Raw genomic sequence first — 15,217 nt, 5'->3', positions numbered from 1 at the left:
CACAGCGAGCTGGAGGGATGGCAGGACAAGTTCTCCACCATCTACGCCCTGGACAACGACGCCAAGGAGGGCTGGCGTACCGGCCTGGTGACTACCTTCGTCAAGGAAATTCCCTTCGCCTCCTTCGACGGCAACTACGCCGTGGTGGTGGTGGGGCCGCCCCCCATGATGAAGTTCACCGGCCTGGAGCTGATGAACAACGGCGTGGACGCCGACAAAGTGTGGATGAGCTTTGAGCGCAAGATGTCCTGCGCCGTGGGCAAGTGCGGCCACTGCCGGATCGACGAGGTGTACGTCTGTCTGGACGGCCCCGTGTTTCCCTACACCGTGGCCCGGGACCTGGTGGACTGAGAGAGGAGTGGGTGAAGGATGAATCACGATATCAACGTCAAAAAGATGCGCCTGAACTGCTTCCGGCAGTCCAAGGTCCCCGGCGAGTTCATGCTCCAGATGCGGGTCCCGGGCGGCATGGTGGACGCCAAGTACCTCTCCTACGTGGAGCACATTGCCAACACCTGGGGGGACGGCAATTTCCACTTCGGCACCCGGCAGACCTTCGACATAACGGGCATCAAGTACGAGAACGTGCCGGCGGTAAACGCCTACTTGGAGACCTACATCAAAGAGGTGGACGCCCAGCTGTGCGGGGTGGACATGCACACCGTGGCCCACGAGCCCCAGCCCTGGGACCCCAAGGCGGGCTATCCCACCATCGGCGCCCGGAACATCACCGCCTGCGTGGGCAACTACCACTGCATCTGCGGCAACTGCAACACCTTCGAGCTGGCCCGGAAGATCGAGCCCATCATCTTCCCCAGCCACTACCACATCAAGATCAACATCGCCGGCTGCCCCAACGACTGCAACAAGGCCCACCTGTGCGACTTCGGCATCATCGGCGTGGCCCGGATGACCTACCACCCCGAGCGGTGCATCGGCTGCGGCGCCTGTGTCCGGGCCTGTGAGCACGGGGCCACCCGGGTGCTCTCCGTCAACGAGGGGGTGGGTAAGATCGACAAGGACCCCTGCTGCTGCGTGGGCTGCGGCGAGTGCGTGAAAATCTGCCCCACCTCCGCCTGGACAAGGCAGGAGACCAAGTTCTACCGGGTCATCCTGGGGGGCCGCACCGGCCGGCAGACCCCCCGCACCGGCAAGATGTTCCTCAACTGGGCCACCGAGGAGGTCATCCTGGGCGTGCTCAGAAACTGGCAGAAATTCTCCGCCTGGGTCATGGACTACAAGCCGGAGTACCTCCACGGCGGCCACCTCATCGACCGGGCGGGGTACAAGAAGTTCAAGGAGATCATGCTGGACGGGGTGGAGCTCAACCCCGAGTGCCTGGTGGCCGAGGATATCTTCTGGCATGAGACCGAGTACCGCTCCAACTTCAACGTGAAACCCCTGAGCATGCACCACACCGCCGGACCCCAGGAATAAGCAGAAGAAAGCCCGGCCTGCCGCAGATGCGGCAGGCCGGGCTTTTTCTTGTCTTCAGGGCTCCAGGGCCTTCATCACCGCCACCGCCAGGGCGCCTGGGCCGATGTGGCAGGCCACCGACAGGGACAGGGGGTCCATGTGGATGGGGTAACCGGGGAAGGTGCTCTCCAGCTCCTCCAGCCACTCCTGAGCATCCTCCCGCCTGCCGGTGTAGGCCGCGGCGATGTGGAGCTGCTCAGGCCCGGACAGGCCGGCAAACTGGGTGTCCATGGCCGCCCGGGCGGCGTCCAGCATGGTCTTCTTGGCCGCCTTCCACCCACGGGCCTTGGAGAAGGAATCCAGCTTCTCCCCCTGAATGCGCAGCACCGGCTTCAGACCCAGCACCGTGCCGATGGCCGCCGCCGCCGGGGTGCAGCGGCCGCCCTTCTTCAGATACTTCAGGGTGTCCACCGTGATGTAGATGTCCGAATCAAACTTGGTCTGCTCCAGCCTGGCCTTGATCTCCGCCGCACTCATACCGGCCCGTACCATGGCCTGGGCGTCCAGCACCGACTGGCGCTGGGTGATGGAGATGCGCTGGTTGTTCACCACGAAGACCTTTCCCTCGTAGTCCTCCGACAGCATCTGGGCGGTCTCCCAGGAGGAGCTCAGGCCGCTGGACATGGGGATGTACACCACCTGGTCGTACTCCTTCAGGATGTTCTCCCACAGCTCGATCACGTCCCCCGGGGCGGGCTGGGTGGTCTTCACGTCCGCATCCTCCCCCAGGCGCTGATAAAACTGCTCCTGGGTCAGGGTGATGTCCTCCAGAAACAGCTCGTCATTGATATAAAAGGGCATGGGCAGCACGAAGATCCCCAGCTCCCTGCCCTGGGCCTGGGTGATGCCGCTGTTGCTGTCGGTGGCAATGGCTATGGTGCTCATATTGTTCCCTCCATATTTGTCTCCCCGCGAATTTCCGCCCGGGGTGCGGCCAGGCAAACCGCCTGGGACAATTTCTCCACCGCCCGGGCGAAGGCCGCCGTCTCATCCTCCGTCAGGGCGGCGATGGCATTTTCCGTTACCCGCTTGCGAAAGGCGGCATACTTCTCGCTGGCCCGGCGGCCCAGCTCGGTGGGGGTCAGCCGTACCACCCGCCTGTCCCGCTCGTCCCGGCGGCGGGTGAGATACCCCTTCTTTTCCAGCAGCTTGACCGCCGCCGTCAGGGTCCCCGCCGTCACCCGGCGCTCCGCCGCGATGGCCGCGGAGCGGTTGTCCAGCCCGCCGTCCACCGCCCGGCACACCGCCTCCAGCAGCCGGGCCTCCTGGGGCGAAAGGTCCGCCCCCGATAAAAAGCCGGCCTCCGCGCGCTGAAAGCGGTCAAACAGGTCCGTGAAAAAGCGGTTGAGCATCTCTCTGCCCTGTTCCACGTGCCTCCCTCCTTACGCTGTTAAGCATTATACTCCCGCCGGAGAAAATGTCAAGATACTTTGATGGTCAAAGTTTTTTGCCGGGCGGGGACAGGCGCATATTTCCCGGGGCGGAGGCATAGGTATGACTATCAAACTACAAAGGATGATGGGATATGGGGCAGAGAATTTTGTGGGGGCGGCTGCTGCGCCGGGGGCTGGCCCTGTTTCTGGCCACCCTGGCGGTGTGGGTGCTCCCCCTGTGTACCGGGGCGGGGGCGGCGGGCGCCCTGCGGGGGCTGGGGGAGGACCCGGGCTTTGTGGCGGCGGCCCTGGAGGCGGAACTGGGGCTGGACCCCGGCCTCGGGCCGCTGGCCGGTCTGGACGGGTGGGGGCGGCTGGCGGTGGGACAGTCCCCCCTGCTGCTGGCCAATTCCGGAGGTGAGGGGGAGGCGGACGGGGAGGAGGAGCCGGAGCTCCCCGCCGGGCAGCCCGCCCGGGACCTGGACGACATCACCCCGCTGCCGGCCACCACCGCCGCCCCGTCGGACATTGTGGCCCGCACACTGGTCCCCACCAGTCCGGAGGGATACGACGTGGCGGGGGGACTGTACCTCTACAACCGCACCGGGCTGGAGGCGGATCTGGCCGCCGCCGCCGCCGCGCCGGTGGAACTCACCCTGGAGGAGGAGGGGCCGCAGATCCTCATCCTCCACACCCACGCCACCGAGGCCTACACCCCCGACGGCACCGACGTGTACCTCCCCTCGGACAACAACACCCGCACCCTGGACACCAGCTACAACATGGTGCGGGTGGGGGCGGAGATGGAGCGGGTCTTCACTGAGATGGGTCTGGAGGTGGTCCATGACGAAACGCTGTACGACTACCCCCAGTATAACGGCGCCTACGACCGCTCCGCGGCGGCGGTGGCGGCCTGGCTGGAGGAGTACCCCACCATCCGGGTGGTGCTGGATGTCCACCGGGACGCCCTCATCGGAGAGGACGGCACGGTGTACAAGGCGGTGACCACCGTAGACGGGGCGTCCACCGCCCAGGTGATGCTGGTGCTGGGCTCCAGCGAGGGCGGGGAGCATCCAAACTGGCGGTCCAACCTCACCTTGGCCTGCAAGATCCAGAACGGGATGAACACCCTCTATCCCACCCTGGCCCGGCCCATGACCCTCCGCTCCTCCCGGTACAACCAGCAGCTGTGCTCCGGCTCCCTGCTGGTGGAGGTGGGAACCCACGGCAACACCCTCCAGGAGGCTCTGGCCGCCGCCCGGCTTTTCGCCCGGGCCGCCGGCCAGGTGCTGCTGGGTCTGGAGGCATAACAGCAAAATACACGGGTCCGGCGCGGAGAGGAAGGTTCTCTCCGCGCCGGACCCGTGTCCGTCTGTCACAGCTCCAGCGTCAGCTCCACCGGGCAGTGGTCGCTGCCGGTGATCTGGCTGTGGATGATCTGGTCCTTCACCCGGGGCATCAGCCGGTCTGACACAATGAAGTAATCAATCCGCCAGCCTGCGTTGTTCTTCCGGGCGTTGAACCGGTAGCTCCACCAGGTGTAGGCCCCCTCCTGATTGGGATAGAGGACCCGGAAGGTGTCGGAAAACCCACTGGACAGCAGCACCGTCATCTTCTCCCGCTCCTGGTCGGAAAAGCCGGCGTTGCCCCGGTTGGACTTGGGGTTCTTCAGGTCGATCTCCTCGTGGGCCACGTTCAGGTCTCCGCACAGTACCACCGGCTTTTTTTTGTCCAGCTCTAACAGGTAGGCCCGGAAGGCGTCCTCCCACGCCATGCGGTAGTCGATCCGGGCCAGCTCGTTCTGGGCGTTGGGGGTGTAGCAGCACACCAGGTAGAACGGCTCGTACTCCACGGTAATCACCCGGCCCTCGGTATCGTGCTCCGGTATGCCCAGCCCGTAGCTGACCCCCAGGGGCTTTACCCGGGTAAACACCGCCGTGCCGGAATAGCCCTTCTTCTCCGCGCTGTTCCAGAACAGCTGGTAGCCGGGCAGCTCCAGCGCAATCTGGTGGGGCTGGAGCTTGGTCTCCTGAAGACACACCACATCGGCGTCTGCGCTGTGGAAAAAGTCCAGAAACCCTTTATTCAGGCAGGCCCGCAGGCCGTTGACGTTCCAGGTAATCAGCTTCATCCGTCTTTCTCCAGTTCCAATAAATATTCTTTCAGCGCCAGTCCCCCGGCATAGCCGGTGAGGGTACCCTTCGCCCCCACCACCCGGTGGCAGGGGAGGAAGATGGGCAGGGGATTGCGATGGTTGGCCTGGCCCACCGCCCGGCAGGCCCGGGGACTGCCCACCCGGCGGGCCAGCTCCCCATAGGTCACCACCTGGCCGTACGGCACCCGGGCCAGCTCCTCCCACACCGCCCGCTGAAAGGCGGTTCCCCGGGGGTCCAGCGGCAGGTCAAAGCTCCGCCGCTTTCCCTGGAAATACTCCAGCAGCTCCTCCCGGCCCCGCGCCAGCAGCGCCGTCTCAGTCCCTGCCGCCTCCATGGGCCGGCAGGGGAGATAGAGAGCGGTAAGCACCTCACCCCGGCACTCCAGAGCCATGGGTCCCACCGGCGTGTCAAATACCACGCGATCCACTGCCGCGCCGCTCAGTACCGCCGCACCACAGCGGTGACCTTGCCCAGAATGGTGCAGCCGTCCCCGTCAATGGGCTCGTACTCCGGGTTCTCCGGCATGAGCCAGGTGTGGCCATCCTTCCGGCGGAGGGTCTTTACCGTGGCCTCCTCCTCAAACAGGGCCACCACAATCTCCCCGCTGCGGGCGTCTGCCTGCTGGTGGACCACCACCAGATCCCCGGGCAGAATGCCGGCGTACTTCATGGATTCCCCCCGGACCTGGAGGGCGAAATACTCCCCCTCCCGGCCCCCGGTCTCAAAGGTCAGATAGTCCTCCACACACTCCTGGGCCAGAATGGGGGACCCGGCGGCCACATTGCCCACCACCGGAATCCGGTCCCGGGGCGGCTCCGCCGGGGCGGGGGCGGCGTGAGGAGCGCTCACGGTGATGGCCCGGGTCTTGCCCTCCGCCTTGGTGATAAGTCCCGCGCTTTCCAGCCCTTTGAGGTGGAAGTGGACGGTGGAGGGGGATTTTAACCCCACATACTCCCCAATCTCCCGCACCGAGGGGGGATAGCCGTGGGTCTGGGAAAAGGAGAGGATATACGTATAGATCTGCTGCTGCTTGGGTGTAAGCGCCTTCATGGCAGACCCTCCTTACCATGGTATCTTCCAGCTTGAGTATACCACAGCTGCCCGCAGAATGCAAACATTTGTTCTAAATTCAACTAAAAAAAGCGGGCGGATGCGTTCATCCGCCCACTGGCTGCCGGAAGCGGGTATCAATCGTCGCTGAGGTAGTAGGGCTTCATCAGGCTGGGCTGCTCGGTGGAGTCCTTCTGATGGCTGTGCAGGGTGGGTTCCCCGGGGCGCCGGCCGCCCCGGTCCCGGTTCCGCCGCTCCTTCTTCCGCCCCGGGGAGGGCTTGGACGCCTCTCTGGAGGGGGCGGCCTCACGGACGGGTGCCGGCGGCGGGGGCGCAGGCTTCTTCCGCCGCCGCTGCTTTTTCTCCCGCTCCTGGGCGGGGGCCTCCGCCGCCGGGCGGCGGGGGGCCAGAAGGCGGGCGGTGGCGTCCATAATTACGTCGCTGGCCAGGGGGTCCGGCCTGTGAAAGTCGGTGTACTCCGGCTGAGGGGCGGGGCGGGCGGGGGCGGTGGCGGTGAGGGCCTGCTCCAGGGTTTTGCTGGCCCGTATTCCCCGCCGGGGCTTCCGCTCCTCCCGCGGCGGCTGGTCCGGCTCTTCTTTTCGCTGGGGCTTCCCCGTTTCCTTCCGGGCGGGGGCGGGCGGAGGCGGGACCGGCTCTGCCTGGAGGGCCGCCTTGGCCGGGCCTTCCCGGCTCCGGCGCTTTTCCCGGGCTGCCGCCCGGGCCTCCGCGTCCTCCGGGTTTATCACCCGGCCCTTCTTGTCTTTGGGCAGGGGCTCCAGCACCTCCATGGGCCAGGGGTGGTTTTCCACCACCGGAATGGGCTTGCCCAGCAGCTTTTCAATGCCCTTCAGCTCCTCCCGCTCGTTTACGTCGCAGAAGGAGATGGCGGTGCCGCCACGGCCCGCCCGGCCGGTGCGGCCGATGCGGTGGACATAGGTTTCCGGCACATCGGGCAGGTTGTAGTTGAACACATGGCTGAGCTCCTCAATATCCAGACCCCGGGCGGCAATGTCGGTGGCCACCAGGACCTGCACCGCCCCCGACTTGAAATCGGCCAGGGCCTGCTGCCGGGCGGTCTGGCTCTTGTTGCCGTGAATGGCGGCGGCGGAGATCCCCGCTTTCCCCAGCTCCCCCGCCACCTTGTTGGCTCCGTGCTTGGTGCGGGTGAACACCAGGGCGTTTTTCACCCCCAGCTCCCGGATCAGGGCGGCCAGCAGCTTGCTCTTATTCCCCCGGTCCACGTAATACAGCTTCTGGTCGATGACCTCCACCGGGGAGGACACCGGGTCCACCGCCACCTTCACCGGATTTACCAGCAGGGAGTCTACCAGGCTGCGCACCTCCGGGGGCATGGTGGCGGAGAAGAAGAGGGTCTGCTTTTTTTTGGGCAGCCAGCCCAGAATTCGCCGCACGTCGTGGATGAAGCCCATGTCCAGCATCCGGTCGGCCTCGTCCAGCACGAAGATCTCCAGCCGGGTCAGCTCCACAAAGCCCTGCTGGTACAAATCGCCCAGCCGGCCGGGGGTGGCCACCAGAATGTCCACCCCCCGTTTCAGCTGCTCCACCTGGGGATTTTGTCCCACTCCGCCGAAGATGACCGCCGAGCGCAAGGGCAGGTGCCTGCCGTAGGCGGCAAAGCTCTCCTGAATCTGGAGGGCCAGCTCCCGGGTGGGGGTGAGGATCAGCGCCCGGATGGGCCGGCCGGAGACGGGAGCCGCCGCCAGCCGCTGGAGGATGGGGGCGGCAAAGGCGCAGGTCTTCCCCGTGCCGGTCTGGGCGCAGCCCAGCACATCCCGGCCCGCCAGGGCGGGGGGAATGGCCTTTTCCTGAATGGGGGAGGGGTGCTCATACCCCTGTTGGGCCAGCGCCCGCAGCAGCTCGCCGCGCAGGCCCAGTTCCTGAAATGTCATGTGGTCCGTTCCTTTCATGGTCCGCCCCTTCCGCGCCGGGGGCGGTGAAAAAAATGGCCTGCCGCGCGGGGGCAGGACGAAACACGACGAAGCCCGCCGGGAAGCCAGCGGGCAACGTGGTGGTCATAAACGAGGCTGACGAAAAGGGCGCCGCGCCCCTTTCGTCAGGCTGAAATACCGTCAAGCCATAGTATACCACGGATTTCAAAAATTACAAGAGCTTTGCCAGCACCGCCGCCACCGTCTCCTCCAGCCCGGCGCCGGGGCGGACTTCCACCGTCACGTCGGCATACCGGCGGTACAGGGGCTCCCGCTGGGCATACACATCGGCCAGGGTCTGGCCGGGGGCCATGGCAATGCCCCGGGTGGTGATGTTGTCCACCCGCCGCTCCAGCTCCGCCAGAGGCACATGGAGGTACACCACCGGTCCCAGCGCCTTCAGCCGGGCCATGCCGCTGGGGCGGCACACCACGCTGCCCCCGGGGGCGATCACCGTTCCGGTGCAGGTCAGGCCGCTGACCGTCTCCGCTTCCGCGTCCAGAAAGGCCTCCACTCCCAGCTGGTTCAGCAGGTCCTGGAGCAGCACGCCCCGCTGCTGCTGGAGCAGCAGGTCGGTGTCCAAAAAGGCGTATCCCAGGGCCTTGGCCAGAAGTACGCCCACGGTGCTCTTCCCCGAGCCGGGCATGCCGATGAGGGTGAGATTGCTTTTCCTCAGAGTAATTCCTCCTATTCTGCTGTCAGAGAAACCCAGATACTCTCCGTGTCCATAATCAGCACCGACAGCTCTCCCTCCGCCTCCTGCTCCGGCAGGAAGTAAAAGAGATGGCCGTACAGCTCCTCATTAGCCATGCCGTCGGCCAGGGAGACGCTCTCCAGCCCGCACTCCTCCGTCACCTGGAGGGGCAGCTCCTCAGGCAGATAACTGGCGCCGTCCTCCGTCACCAGCAGCGTGGGTACATAGTCGTCCCCCGGCTCCCCCAACACCCACAGGTCCACCGCCAGGCAGCGGGTATCCGCCGGAAACTGTTCCAGATACCAGTCGGGCAGCCAGGGCTGCCAGCGGCCGCCCACCGAAACCTGCTGACCATTGGAGAGGGTAAAGGTGTCATAGTCCTCATACCAGTTTCCAAGCAGCTCCTCCGCCGGTACCGGCTCCTCGTCCACCAGCACCTCCGCCGGGGCGGCGTGACCCTCCTCCCGGCTGCCGAAGGCGTCGCTCAGCCCGTCAAAGGCGGTGATGGCCTGGCGGATGCCCAGCTCCACCAGGGGAGAGAGGGCGAAGAGGAGCACCAGCACCACCACCACAAGAACCATGACCTTGAGGCCGCCGTTCTTTTTCTTCTGCTTCGGTTCGCAGGCTGCGCAGCTCTGGATGCGGCCGGTGTGGGTGCGTCCGGGCTTCAAATCGGGGCCGCTGCCGTAGGTGGGGTGATAGGACACGGCGCGGGCCTGTTTGCCCGGACCCCGGATCCCGGACCCCGGCTGCTGGAAGCGGGAGAGCAGCTCCTGTTCCAGCCGGGTGGCGCCGCCGTCTGGGGGCGGGTTGAAGCTGCCGCAGCGGGGGCAGAAATCGTCCACGTCATAGTCATAGTTCTTGCCGCAGTCGGCACAGTGTATTTTGCGCATCTCCGTCCGCTCCTTTCGCCCGGTCCCGCCTTACAGGCTCAGTATATCAAACCGAAGCTGCCCAGACAAGCAAAAGCCGTCAGTCCCCGCTCATCCATTTGTCCACCATGATATGAAGGATCTCCCGGTCGGTCTCCCGCATGCCCTCCCGGCCCAGGCGGCCCACGCTGGCGATCATGTTTTCCACGCCCTTTTTCACAATGCCCTCCCCGGCCAGAAACTGCTGGCCCTGGCGGTACATCTCCCAGCCCAGGATGCCGCTGTCCACCGCCAGGGCGATTTTTCCCGCGCAGGAGGCCTTGGCCCCGTCGCAGATGACACCGGAGGAGATGGCCAGGGCGTTGACCAGGGTGTGAGAGACGGCGTCCAGGCCGCCCCCCTCCAGGTAGGCGATGGCCGCGCCGGCGGCGGCGCCGGCGTTGATGGCCCCGCAGTAGGCGGACAGCCGGCCGATGGTGGACTTCTGGTGGATGGCCAGCAGGTTGGACACCACCAGCGCTCGGTACAGCCGCTCCCGCTCCACGCCCATGGCCCGGGCGTACACAACCACGGGTACCGAAGCGGTAATGCCCTGGTTTCCGCTGCCAGAGTTGATTACCACCGGCAGCTCACAGCCGTTCATCCGGGCGTCGCTGCCGGCGGCGGCCATGGCCCTGGCCCGCAGCCGCACGGCGGAGGGTCCCCCGGCGGAGAGCACCTCCGGATGAGAGGACATCAGTACCTTTCCCACGTTGGCCCCGTAGTCCCCCCGCAGGCCCTCCTCCGCGATGGCCATGTTGCAGGTAACCTGGGCGTCCAGCAGGGGGGACACGTCCTCCAGGTCCACGGCGCCGGCAAAGTCCAGAATGCCCGCCACCGTCAGGCAGCTCCGGTCGGTAAGGCCCCCCTCCGTATCTCCCGTCACCTCTCTGCGCAGCAGCTCACGCCCGTCCTTTTCCACCAGGACAATGTTGGTGTGGAAATTGGCAATTCGCACCTTGGCCCGGGCGCTCCCCCGGAACAGGGTTACCACCAGGTCAAAGATCAAAGGAGTCTCCGCCAGGCGCACCTCCACCGGCGTTTTTTCCAGAAAAGCTCCGATCTCCGCCTGCTGGGCGGCAGTGACCTGGGAGATCACCTCCAGCTGCTTGTCCGGATTTCCCGCCACAATCCCGGCCGCCACCGCCGCCGGAATCCCGTGGCGGTGGCCGGTGTTGGGAACCACCACGCTTTTTACGTTTTTAATCAGGTTGCCGCTGGCCTCCACCTCCACCCGGTCGGGGAGTGTCCCCAGCGTCCGCCGGGCCACCGCCCCGCAGTAGGCCACCGCGATGGGTTCGGTACAACCCATGGCGGGGAGCAGTTCCTCCTTCAGAATGCTGACATAGGCCTGATAAGTTCCTTCCCCTGGCTTCATATGCTGCCCCTCCCTGCAAAAAGCGGCCTGTCCCGACGGTATGGGGACAGACCGCTGTTTTCCTGTCTTACCGGTGCTCGCCCCGGCTGTAGGCCACCACCGTGCGGCGGTTGGGCTCGGTGCCGATGGAATAGGTGGTCACGTCCGGGGTGTCCTGAAGGGCGGTGTGAATCACATGCCGCTCATAGGCGTTCATGGGCTCCAGGGTGACGTTGCGGCGGTATTTGACCACCTTGCCCGCCACCTTTCGGGCCAGCCGCACCAGGGACTCCTCCCGCTTGGCCCGGTAGCCTTCTGCGTCCACATGGACCCGGACCCGCTTGGACTGGCCGTGATTGACCGCGTAACCGGTGAGCTGCTGGATGGCGTCCAGGGTCTCCCCCCGGCGGCCGATGAGGCCGCCCAGGTCCTGGCCCACCAGCTCCACCTGGTAGGTGCCGTTTTCATCCACCCGAATCTCCGGAGCGGCCTGGGCGCCCATATGCGCCAAAAGGCCGGTGAGAAAGGCCTCAATGGCCGCTCCCCGGTCGTCCCCCGCCAGGGGGGCCGCCGCCGGAGCGCTCTGCTCCCCCTTGTCCGCCGGGGCGGGCCGCTCCGTACGGGGCTGGGGCGCGGGCCGCTCCGCCTTGGCCGCCGGGGCCTCCGGCTCAGGGGGGGCAGCCGCCTCCGGCTCCTCGTCAGGCGCCTCATAACTCACCTTTACCTTGGCCGGGCAGCTTCCGATGCCCAAAAATCCGGACTTGGCCCGCTCCAGGATCTCCACGGATACCTCGTCCCGATCCATTCCCAGCTTTTGCAGGGCGGCCTCAACGGCCGCCTCCTCGCTTTTGCCGGTGCTTTCGATCCATTTCAGCATAGTGGGTTTCTCTCCTTATGCGTCTCGGCAAAGCCGTTATTCCTTGGTTTCCTCTCCGGCGGTGGGCTCCACGGCGGGGAGTTCTTCCCCGGTGACCGCCTCCGGTCCGTCGGCGGGTTTCCGGGCAAAGAGGGGGGCCTCCCCGGGATAGACGGTGGGTCCCTCCTGGCTGTACCGGTAGGGATCATAGGCCCGTCCCCGGGCGTACTGCCGCATCCCCACCCGGCTGAATTCCTTCACCGAGCCGGGAATCTTATCCTCATCCACGGGCTTCTTCTCGCCCTTCTTCTTCTTGCCCTTGTTCTGCTTCTCCTCCTCAATCCGGCGGGCCCGCTCCTCGGCGGCCTTCCGGCGCTGCTCCTTCTCCTCCTCCTTCTCCAGGCGGGCCCGCTCGGCCTGCATGGCCGCGGCCTTCTCATAGTCCTTCTTCAGCAGCCGGCCGCAGATGAACTCCTGGAGCATGGAGAACAGGCTGTTGGCGATCCAGTAAATACACAGGGCCGCCGGCATGGAGAAGCCAATCCACAGAGAGATCAGGGGGGAGACGATCATCATGGACTTCATGGTGGAGTTGGTCTGGGTGCTCTGCTGGTTCACCGCGTTGGTCTTCATGGAAACCAGGGAGAACACCACGCTCAGACCGGCGGAAATCACCGGCAGCAGAAACAGGGCAAAGCCCCCATGCTCCACCGTCCAGAATTTCAGCTGGGGAATTTGGGACAGGTCTACAATGCCCAGAAAATCAAAGTTGATGGAAAAAATCTGGCTCCCCGCCTCGCCCACGGCGGCGCGGACGGCCTCCAGGTTCTCCGGGGTGATGAGGGAGGCCAGATACAGCTGGTTGTAGCCGGTGTCGGAAAAGCTCTCCACCGCCTCCTTGATCCACCCCATGTCCAGCGCCACCGCGTTCCAGTTCACCGTCTGGGCGATGGTGTTGAGCACTCCGGTGTCGCTGATGCCCATCATGTAGTGGATGGGCAGGCGAATGATGGGATAGAGCACCATCAGAATGATCAGGGGAATGAAGGACCACAGGCAGCCGCCCATGGGGTTGATCTTCTCCTTGGCGTAGAGCTTCTGCACCTCTTCGTTGTAGCGCTCCCGGTTGTTGCCGTACTGCTTTTGCAGCTTCTGCATCTGACCCTGGAGCATGTTCATCTGGATCATGCTGCGCTTGCCCTTCAGAGACAGGGGGAACAGCACCACCTTGACCACCAGCGCGAATAAGATCAGCGCCAGGCCGTAACTGCCGCAGAAATTATAAAAAACCTCCAGCAGCCACGAGAAAGGGGTAAGGACGATATCCATTTGCGCGCCTCCATGTTGCGTATTCTGTCCCACTACGGGACGGGGTCGTACTCAATGGTCTCCTGCTTGTGGAAAGGCTGACATTTCAGCAGACGGCGCAGGGCCAGAAGACCGCCCTTGAACGCTCCGTATTTCTCCACCGCCTCCAGGGCGTAGGCCGAGCAGGTGGGGATAAACCGGCAGCAGGGGGGCCGGGCGGGGGAGATATACCTCCGGTAAAAACGGATGGCGGCCAGCAAAAGGGATTTCACCGCTTCGCCCCCTCCTTCCGCAGCAGACCCAGCTTGTCCGACAGGGTGAGCAGGCTGCGCTCCAGCTCCCGGTAGCGGCTGTGGCCCGCCTTTACCCGGGCCACCACCACAATGTCGTAGCCGGGCAGAAACCGGTCCTCATGTACCCGGTAGGCCTCCCGAATCCGGCGGCGGACCCGGTTGCGCACCACGGCCTTGCCCAGCTTCACCCCTACGGTGAGTCCCAGCCGGTTTTCGGTTCCCCCATTTTTCCGGCAGTAGACCGCCAGGCGGCTGTCCACCCCGCTTTTCCCCTTGCTGTACAGCCGGCGAAACACATGATTCTGTTTCAGGGAAATGGTATGCTTCACGTTTCCGCTCCGTTTCTGCACATACTGCGCAGGGGCGGTGGGAAAGCTCCCCCGCCCCTTCATAAAAGCCCTATTCCATTCGCGGAAGCATCAGTGGGTCAGACGGGCGCGGCCTTTCGCACGGCGGCGGGCCAAAACCTTCCGGCCGTTGGCGGTACGCATGCGCTTGCGGAACCCGTGCTCCTTGGAGCGCTGGCGCTTCTTGGGCTGATAGGTACGAACCATGTGGGAACACCTCCTGTTCAAAGATCGACGGGAAACCCCGCCTCCACAACAGCCTTCCGGCTGCGGTTGACAAAGAAAACTGCTTTACACCGCCGTGGATACACGGCGCACATGGTATTATAGCCTATTTCAAAAACACCTGTCAACCATTACTTTGGAACTTTTTCTGTTTTTTTCTCCCATAACAGGCGGGAATACAACATCTTGTGGGTCTTCTTTCTCCTTCCCACAGGCCGGCGGACCCGCCCGGCGGAGAGCCAAAAATACCCCGGAAAAAGGAATTCTTTTTTATATGGTATACGTTGCACCCAGGGCGTTTTTTTGATATAATTACTTGGATACGATATTTTACTGAAAGAGGTGGTCTCCTCGTGAATTTGCCCGCCGATCTCTGGGCTAAGGTGCTCTCCCTGATGGAAGGGGAGATGACCGCTACCACCATCAACACCTGGTTTGACGACGCGGCCGCCGTGGCGCTGGAGGCAAACCGGTTTGTCATTCATACCCCCTCCAACTTCAAGCGGGACATCATTCAGGCCCGCTACGTCCCCGTCATTCAAAAGGCCCTTCACGAGCTGTTTTCCGCCGAGTTTGAGGTGGTGGTACTGGGGGAGGGGGAGCTGGAGGGCTACGGCAAGCCCCCTGAAGATGTGTTTCTCCCCGGTACGGAGGAGTACACCTTTGACCGGTTTGTGGTGGGTTCCTCCAACAAATTCGCCCACGCCGCCGCCCTGGCGGTGGCCGAGCAGCCGGCCAAGACCTACAATCCTCTGTTCATTTACGGGGAGTCGGGGCTGGGCAAGACCCATCTGCTCTATGCCATCGCCCACAAAATCCACCGTAACCATCCGGAATACCGCATTGTGTATATCAAGGGGGACTCCTTCACCAACGAGCTGATCCAGGCCATCCGGGAGGGGCGCAACCCGGAATTCCGGGAGAAATACCGCTCTGCCGACGTGTTCCTTATGGACGATGTGCAGTTCATCGCCGGCCGGGAGTCCACCCAGGAGGAGATGTTCCACACCTTCAATACCCTGTACGAGGCCGGACGGCAGATCGTATTCACCGCCGACCGCCCCCCCAAGGAGATGCTGCGGCTGGACGACCGGCTGCGCACCCGGTTTGAATGGGGCCTGCCGGTGGACATCCAGCCCCCCGACTATGAGACCCGGGTGGCCATCATCAAGAACAAGGCCATCCGCCGGGGCATGAACCTGCCCGACCCGGTGCTCCAGTA

Annotated in this window: 17 protein-coding genes and 1 pseudogene; 4 read left to right on the top strand and 14 right to left on the bottom strand. The window is 64.5% G+C overall.

The genetic code is table 11. The features are described 5' to 3' along the window. Together Q0J74_RS06455 and asrC are read left to right on the top strand one after the other, a co-directional pair. Nucleotides 1–351: pseudogene (locus tag Q0J74_RS06455) on the top strand (anaerobic sulfite reductase subunit AsrB); the annotation flags it as partial. Between the two features lie 18 nt (nt 352–369). Next, on the top strand, nt 370–1,437 hold the full coding sequence (gene asrC, locus Q0J74_RS06450) for a sulfite reductase subunit C (protein ID WP_297212372.1): 1,068 nt from the start codon (nt 370–372) through the stop codon (nt 1,435–1,437). Between the two features lie 54 nt (nt 1,438–1,491). Here the strand turns inward: asrC and Q0J74_RS06445 are convergent, their stop codons facing one another. Then, complete coding sequence (locus Q0J74_RS06445) at nt 1,492–2,361, bottom strand: DegV family protein (RefSeq protein ID WP_297212369.1); 870 nt, start codon at nt 2,359–2,361, stop codon at nt 1,492–1,494. After that, complete coding sequence (locus Q0J74_RS06440) at nt 2,358–2,846, bottom strand: MarR family winged helix-turn-helix transcriptional regulator (RefSeq protein WP_297212366.1); 489 nt, start codon at nt 2,844–2,846, stop codon at nt 2,358–2,360. Before Q0J74_RS06440 ends, Q0J74_RS06445 begins: the two co-directional genes overlap by 4 nt. 155 nt (nt 2,847–3,001) lie before the next feature. On the opposite strand from Q0J74_RS06440, the gene spoIIP reads away from it, so the two are divergent. Then, nucleotides 3,002–4,159: a stage II sporulation protein P gene (gene spoIIP, locus Q0J74_RS06435; RefSeq protein WP_297212363.1), complete on the top strand. Its 1,158-nt coding sequence runs from the start codon at nt 3,002–3,004 to the stop codon at nt 4,157–4,159. A 65-nt stretch (nt 4,160–4,224) separates the two neighbouring features. Here spoIIP and Q0J74_RS06430 read toward each other — a convergent pair whose 3' ends face one another. From Q0J74_RS06430 to rpmH, 12 genes are all read right to left on the bottom strand, one after another. Then, nucleotides 4,225–4,980 (bottom strand): exodeoxyribonuclease III, encoded by a 756-nt coding sequence (locus Q0J74_RS06430; protein ID WP_297212360.1) that lies wholly within the window; start codon nt 4,978–4,980, stop codon nt 4,225–4,227. Then, a complete protein-coding gene (locus tag Q0J74_RS06425) occupies nt 4,977–5,432 on the bottom strand; it encodes a methylated-DNA--[protein]-cysteine S-methyltransferase (RefSeq protein WP_297212357.1) in 456 nt (151 codons plus the stop codon). The genes Q0J74_RS06430 and Q0J74_RS06425 overlap by 4 nt, the downstream gene beginning before the upstream one ends. Nucleotides 5,433–5,443: 11 nt before the next feature. Beyond that, the gene (gene lexA, locus Q0J74_RS06420) at nt 5,444–6,055 is read right to left on the bottom strand and encodes a transcriptional repressor LexA (RefSeq protein ID WP_297212355.1); all 612 of its coding nucleotides are present in this window, start codon (nt 6,053–6,055) and stop codon (nt 5,444–5,446) included. A gap of 137 nt (nt 6,056–6,192) precedes the next feature. Then, nucleotides 6,193–7,965 carry a DEAD/DEAH box helicase gene (locus Q0J74_RS06415; RefSeq protein WP_297212352.1) on the bottom strand — a complete coding sequence of 591 codons (1,773 nt, stop codon included), beginning with the start codon at nt 7,963–7,965 and terminating at the stop codon, nt 6,193–6,195. Between the two features lie 211 nt (nt 7,966–8,176). Further along, complete coding sequence (locus tag Q0J74_RS06410; protein WP_297212348.1) at nt 8,177–8,650, bottom strand: shikimate kinase; 474 nt, start codon at nt 8,648–8,650, stop codon at nt 8,177–8,179. Between the two features lie 41 nt (nt 8,651–8,691). Beyond that, nucleotides 8,692–9,591 carry a hypothetical protein gene (locus Q0J74_RS06405; RefSeq protein WP_297212345.1) on the bottom strand — a complete coding sequence of 300 codons (900 nt, stop codon included), beginning with the start codon at nt 9,589–9,591 and terminating at the stop codon, nt 8,692–8,694. Between the two features lie 79 nt (nt 9,592–9,670). Further along, nucleotides 9,671–10,987 carry a serine dehydratase subunit alpha family protein gene (locus Q0J74_RS06400; protein ID WP_297212342.1) on the bottom strand — a complete coding sequence of 439 codons (1,317 nt, stop codon included), beginning with the start codon at nt 10,985–10,987 and terminating at the stop codon, nt 9,671–9,673. A 67-nt stretch (nt 10,988–11,054) separates the two neighbouring features. Further along, nucleotides 11,055–11,843: an RNA-binding cell elongation regulator Jag/EloR gene (gene jag / locus Q0J74_RS06395; protein ID WP_297212339.1), complete on the bottom strand. Its 789-nt coding sequence runs from the start codon at nt 11,841–11,843 to the stop codon at nt 11,055–11,057. A gap of 36 nt (nt 11,844–11,879) precedes the next feature. After that, nucleotides 11,880–13,151, bottom strand: coding sequence for a YidC/Oxa1 family membrane protein insertase (locus Q0J74_RS06390; protein ID WP_297212337.1), 1,272 nt, complete (start codon nt 13,149–13,151; stop codon nt 11,880–11,882). A gap of 32 nt (nt 13,152–13,183) precedes the next feature. Continuing rightward, nucleotides 13,184–13,402 (bottom strand): membrane protein insertion efficiency factor YidD, encoded by a 219-nt coding sequence (yidD, locus tag Q0J74_RS06385; protein WP_297212332.1) that lies wholly within the window; start codon nt 13,400–13,402, stop codon nt 13,184–13,186. Beyond that, nucleotides 13,399–13,752, bottom strand: coding sequence for a ribonuclease P protein component (gene rnpA / locus Q0J74_RS06380; protein ID WP_297212329.1), 354 nt, complete (start codon nt 13,750–13,752; stop codon nt 13,399–13,401). Before rnpA ends, yidD begins: the two co-directional genes overlap by 4 nt. Before the next feature lie 90 nt (nt 13,753–13,842). After that, entirely contained in the window at nt 13,843–13,977 is a 135-nt protein-coding gene (gene rpmH, locus Q0J74_RS06375; protein WP_006570963.1) for a 50S ribosomal protein L34, read from the bottom strand. A gap of 371 nt (nt 13,978–14,348) precedes the next feature. On the opposite strand from rpmH, the gene Q0J74_RS06370 reads away from it, so the two are divergent. After that, the coding region (locus tag Q0J74_RS06370) for a chromosomal replication initiator protein DnaA (protein ID WP_297212326.1) at nt 14,349–15,217 on the top strand (869 nt) is incomplete at its 3' end.

This window comes from uncultured Flavonifractor sp., from assembly GCF_944387675.1.
GTDB lineage: Bacteria > Bacillota > Clostridia > Oscillospirales > Oscillospiraceae > Flavonifractor.
Note: the sequence above shows the minus strand (reverse complement) of the source record. Positions and strands in the feature narration are given on the sequence as shown.